Genomic DNA, 1,582 nt, shown 5'->3' with positions numbered 1-1,582 from the left:
GTGGAGTGGTGGGCGGGGTGGTCGGCGGGTCCGTGGGGGTGTCGCCGCCGTTGCAGGCCACGCCGTTGAGCGTGAACGAGGTGGGGAGCGCGTTGGTGCCGCTGTAGGAGGCGTTGAAGCCGAAGCTGGCCGAACCGCCGGTCGCCAGCGTGCCGTTGTAGCTCTCGTTGGTGGCGGTGACCGCGGTGGCGGACTGGGTCACCTTGGCGTTCCAGCCCTGGGCGACCTGCTGGTTTCCGGCGAAGGTCCACTTCACGTCCCAACCGTTCACGGCGGGGCCGTTGTTGGTGAGCGTCACGGACGCGGTGAAGCCGGTGGACCACTGGTTCTGCACCTGGTAGGCGACGGTGCAGCCGGTCGCCGCCGAGGCGGTGCCCGCGGCGCCGACGAGACCGGCGGTGCCGGTCGCCGCGGCGACGAGCACACCTGCGCCGAGCAGGGCGGTGCGCCTTCGCGAGGACCGGGGGGATGCGGTGGGTATGCGGCTCATGGTGGGGGTCGTGTCCTTTCGTTCGGTTTGGTGCGGTATTCGGGGGTTCGGAGGTGCGGAGAGGCGCGTATCAGCCGACGGCGCGGAGATGGTCGCGCAGGCCGCTGCCGTACGCGGTGGGGGTGCCGTCGTAGTTGCTGATCAGGGAGGGGCCGGAGGAACAGTCCCAGGTGTTCCAGGTCCAGCCCAGATACGAGATCCCCCGCTCGTCGAACCACTTCATGGCGCGATCGACGAACGAGTGCGCGCAGGTGTTCTCGCCCAGCTCGCCGGCGACGAGCGGAACTCTGGCGGCGACGGGTGCGAGGGTCGCGTCCCAGCACGATTCGCTCGCGCAGCTGTTGAAGTTGTAGCCGTGGTAGGCGGCGGCGAGGTTGCCCGCCGGGTCGGCCGGGGCGCGGGCGAGCCACTGGCTGAGGTCGTTGGCGTAGGCGATGCCGCCGGCCAGGACGAGGTTGCGGGCGCCCGCTCCCCGTACCGCGTCCAGCAGGTCCTGCATCCCCGCGACCTCGTAGCCGATGCCGGGACAGCTTCCGCCGTCGCGCCAGCAGCTCCAGGCCTGGTCGGTGGTGGAGGTGGCACGGTCCGGATACGGCTCGTTGAACAGGTCGAAGACCACGGCCGGGTCGCTCTTGAAGGTGGTGGCGACCGAGGACCAGAACGCGGGTGCGTACTGGGCGTCGGGCATCGGTTTCTGGCAGCCGGCGTGGACGTCGGAGCAGCCGGCCGAGTTGCCCGTGTACTGCCCGTACGACCAGTGGAGTTCGACGATGGGAGTCATCCCGTGGGCCTCGACGCGGTGTACGAGGTCCTGGACGGCGCTGATGTAACGGGCGCCCGCGTAGGCCGGGTCGATGTTCGACAGACCGAGCCAGCACTCCTCGTTGAGGGGAATGCGCACGGCGTTGGCGTGCCAGGCGGCGATGGCGGCCACCGAGGCGTCGTCCACCGGGCCGTCGAAGATGCCGTGGCCCTGGACGCACATGAACTCACCGCCGGACCGGTTGACGCCGAGGAGCCTGCGCGTGGCACCGCCCGCGTCGACCAGCTTGTTCCCGGAGGCGCGGAGCACGGGCGCGCCGGTGCCGGGGG

At 70.7% G+C, this 1,582-nt stretch carries 2 protein-coding genes; both read right to left on the bottom strand.

The window, feature by feature from the left end:
- On the bottom strand, window positions 1-490 hold a 490-nt coding region (locus tag ACJA3G_RS36695), incomplete at its 3' end, for a cellulose-binding domain-containing protein (RefSeq protein ID WP_406557345.1).
- A gap of 70 nt (window positions 491-560) precedes the next feature.
- On the bottom strand, window positions 561-1,582 hold a 1,022-nt coding region (locus tag ACJA3G_RS36690), incomplete at its 5' end, for a glycoside hydrolase family 5 protein (RefSeq protein WP_406557344.1).

It is taken from the genome of Streptomyces sp. YS-3 (assembly GCF_045257485.1).
Taxonomy (GTDB): Bacteria; Actinomycetota; Actinomycetes; order Streptomycetales; family Streptomycetaceae; genus Streptomyces.
The sequence above is the reverse complement of the archived record's forward strand: the minus strand, read 5'-3'. Positions and strand labels throughout refer to the sequence as shown.